Below are 3,795 nucleotides of genomic sequence, written 5' to 3' on the forward strand. Positions count from 1 at the left end.
CTGTTTTTACTCTGGTCAGCCGTGCTGGCAATCACTGCGCCATCGAGCTGAGTATGCTCGCCGACGGTGATATCAAAGCCGCCAGAACCTGCGAAGATGCCGGTCTGTTCCTGCACTGAGTCATAATTGCTGTGCAACTTATCTTTACTCATGCTGAGGTTGGCCGAGCCGCCGCCGGTCACCGCCACGCTGACACCGCCGCTGGTGCTGGTTTGCTTCGCATCATAGTTATCGCTGTCTTGCTGGCTTTGCAGCAGCAAGTCACGGCCGACATCGACCTTGACGCTTTCACCGCTGGCTTGCGCGCCTATCAGCGAAGTGTCACGCCCGCTGCTGAGCGACAGTGTGCCGCCTGTGTCAATCTGCGTTTCAGTCCAGGAGGTGCCGTTGCCGTGCTCATTGCCCTGACCTTTGTTGGCATTGGCAAAGATGCTCAGACCACCGCCAGCGCTACCGAACCCCAGACTGACCCCCACACTGCCACCGCTGCTGCTGTTGCTGCCGTCAGTTTTCTGCGTGTTAGCGGCACCGAGTAATAGCAAGTCACGGGCGGCGTCTAAGGTGGTATCGCCGCCGGCTTTAAGCTGGCTGCCTTGCACCAGGATGTCGCCGCTGTTCGCCGGGTTCCCCTCGCCGGTGGCTGTCACCGTCAGGTTGTTGCCCGCCGTCAGGGTCGAGCCGGTCACGCTGGTCTGTTCCTGATGCTGCTGCGAGGACGATTTTTGTGAGCCTAATGAGGCACTGACACCGAACATGCTGGCGGCATCGCCCCCTTGCGCCTGCACCAGTTGGCCGGCCTGCATCGCCTGTGCGCCACTGAGTGCGGCTTTCACCCCTTGCAACGCGGCTAATCGGCCATTGTTTTCGTCGCGGGCATCTTTGGCGGTGGTATATCACCTTAGGCGTTATTGACCAGTATCACTATAATTTCATCCGGTGAAGCTCCATTTTGAAACATGAAAGCGCCAAGCAAAGCCTGCGATATGCCTTTACCAAAATTAAAGTTATTATTCTCCATGAAAATAAAATCCCGCCGTGAAAGATGGGATTTTTATCATTCAACAGCCGTTGCTACATATTGTTCAATAAGATGAACATCTTCAACATTACATTCTGGATAGATCCATTTTTCCCAGTTGTTAATAATCCACGTTGTACTTAAGGCTCGGCCCTCCTTCGAACCACTATCGGCAGGTAGCTCTATTAATATTAAACCTGCTTTATGGCCGGTAGACACAACTAGGCCATGAGTATCAAAAAGATCAATAACCATAAAATCTACCAATGATTCATAAGGCCAAACTGCAGGTAATCTAAAAACTGAACCTCTCTTGATGGATTCATTCTTATAATCAACTAGTCTCATTATTTCACCTTCAAATTGTGGGAACCCGATTTATCTTGGCTGTTAGGTATTTTTTGCATAGAGAAATCAACTTCACCTAAATGTTTACCTTTCGGGCTGACAACTTCAAATCGGCCATGCTGCGTATCAAGTGCATAAAGATTTCCATCTTGTCCTCGATACACATCGCGCCCATTATTTTTAGTTAGCTGATTATCTTTAACCATGCCGTATTCTGCTGCAACTTTCGGGGCTGTTTGTTTTATAATCGCGACACGCTCTCCCGGAGGAAGTCCGACTAAACTTTTTTCGAAAGTACCAACAGTTACACCCGTTACAATTTTGATGTTTGAATCAATAAGTTTAACAACATCAGGTAATTTCTTACCCGGCAGGAAAAGGCCCGCCAGCATTCCGCCCGTGGCTTCCAGTGCAAGCTGGTTACCTTGTGCAGCTTCTTTCACCTGTCCTGCAACCGCTGTCCAGGTTTCACTCTTCATCAGGGTTTTCAGCGTATCTGCTGCAGCTTGATTTTTACCCGCCAGATCGTTTAATGCCTGAGTGCAGTAACTGTCTCCGGCAGCACATGAAGCCAGTGCCATCGCTGCATCGGCTACATAATCCACTGATCCCAACGTCGCATCGCCGGTATCGGCAAGAGCATTAATAATACCGTTCGCAATGGAAGAGGTTGTGCCCTCACCAAGCTTATCCCTAACCTGATTTTTCAGGGATTCCGCGGCCTGTTTAACCGTTTCACGGGATTTGTCACCACTCAGGGAGTTATTCTCAACCGCATTTTTCCCAGCCTGTGCACCGGCAACCGTATCAGCGGTGCTGTCGCCGGTCAATCCACCGGCTAATCCTGCGGCCAGTGTTGCCAGCGCACTGACGGTCTGCTTCTGATCTTCGCTGAGATTGTCTTTGTCCCAGCCCATTGCCGCGATAATCCTCGGGGCCATCAACTCGGCAGTAGCAGCTCCTGCAGCGCCCGCTAACGCACTGTTGCCACTGGTGTAGGCGGTGACTGCACCCAATACGGCGTGCGCCATGGCATTGGCCGCCTGATTATCGCCGGTGCTTTTCTTAATCACTTCTGCAAGATACGGCGCGGAAGCTCCTGCCAGTGCTTGCGCCATGTTACCGCCCGCCAGACCCTGGATAGCGGCGGTTGCCGCCTGAAGACCTTGTTGCAGTGCGCTGCCGGTGCCGTATTTCTGCATTTCGGCTTTGTATTCTTTTGTCTCACGCAAGGCATCCGCATCGCCTTTCAACTCAGGATGGCGTTTCAACGCTTCCTCAAGCCCGAGGATATCCCCCTGCGTCCTCGCAATATCCATTGCCTGACCGCCAATCTCGCCAATCAGCTGTGCTTCTTTGAGGCGGTTTTGCTCTTTCTCTTTATCAAATATCGGGCCGATGCTGCCGTTGGCGTTGGCGTTGTCGGTGTCGCGGCTCAGGTCATCGACATTTTGCTGCTGTTTATCGGTATCGCGGATGGTGATGCTGCCCTCCGAGACCGCCGCCTGAGTGGTGCCCTCGGCATGGCCGTCATTGCCCAGCCCCGACAGCACCACGCCGCCCAGATTGCTCAGCAGATCAGACCCCACCGGGCCGCCGGTGCTCAGGCTGCCGCCCTGATGCTCGGCGTTGAAATCGGCTTTATTCTCAATATCACTGAAGCCCAGTGTGCCGGTATCCAGACTGTTTTTACTCTGGTCTGCCGTGCTGGCAATCACCGCGCCATCCAGCTGAGTATGCTCGCCGACGGTGATATCAAAACCGCCAGAACCTGCGAAGATGCCGGTCTGCTCCTGTACCGAGTCATAATTGCTGTGCAGGTTATCTTTACTCATGCTCAGATTGGCCGAGCCGCCGCCGGTCACCGCCACGCTGGCACCACCGCTGGTGCTGGTCTGCTTCGCATCATAATTGTCGCTGTCTTGCTGGCTTTGCAGCAGCAGGTCGCGGCCAACATCCACCTTGACGGTTTCACCGCTGGCCTGAGCGCCGATGAGTGACGTATCGCGGCCGCTGCTGAGCGACAGTGTGCCGCCTGTGTCAATCTGCGTTTCAGTCCAGGAGGTGCCGTTGCCGTGCTCATTGCCCTGACCTTTGTTGGCATTGGCAAAGATGCTCAGACCACTGCTGGCACCATTCAGGCCCAGACTGACCCCCAGGCTGCCGCCGCTGCTGCTGTTACTGCCGTCGGTTTTTTGCGTATTGGCGGCACCGAGTAGCAGCAAGTCGCGGGCGGCATCTAAGGTGGTATCACCGCCGGCTTTAAGCTGGCTGCCTTGCACCAGAATATCGCCGCTGTTCCCCTCGCCGGTGGCTGTCACCGTCAGGTTGTTGCCCGCCGTCAGGGTCGAACCGGTCACGCTGGTCTGTTCCTGATGCTGCTGCGAGGACGATTTTTGTGAGCCTAATGAGGCACTGACACCGAACAT

At 54.2% G+C, this 3,795-nt stretch carries 2 protein-coding genes and 1 pseudogene; all 3 read right to left on the reverse strand.

Annotation, left to right across the window (positions count from 1 at the left end):
- Nucleotides 1-890, reverse strand: a pseudogene (locus FTA91_RS01940) (hemagglutinin repeat-containing protein); the annotation flags it as partial.
- A gap of 164 nt (nucleotides 891-1,054) precedes the next feature.
- Nucleotides 1,055-1,366: an Imm45 family immunity protein gene (imm45, locus tag FTA91_RS01945; protein ID WP_038636609.1), complete on the reverse strand. Its 312-nt coding sequence runs from the start codon at nucleotides 1,364-1,366 to the stop codon at nucleotides 1,055-1,057.
- Nucleotides 1,366-3,795 (reverse strand): hemagglutinin repeat-containing protein (locus FTA91_RS01950; RefSeq protein WP_328592891.1); only part of this gene is annotated, 2,430 nt, incomplete at its 5' end. The genes FTA91_RS01950 and imm45, both read right to left, overlap by 1 nt.

It is taken from the genome of Yersinia thracica, assembly GCF_902170565.1.
GTDB lineage: Bacteria > Pseudomonadota > Gammaproteobacteria > Enterobacterales > Enterobacteriaceae > Yersinia > Yersinia thracica.

Coding starts and splice junctions, on each gene's coding strand:
- imm45 (WP_038636609.1), bottom strand. CDS start 1,366: ATGAGACTAGTTGATTATAAGAATGAATCCATCAAGAGAGGTTCAGTT.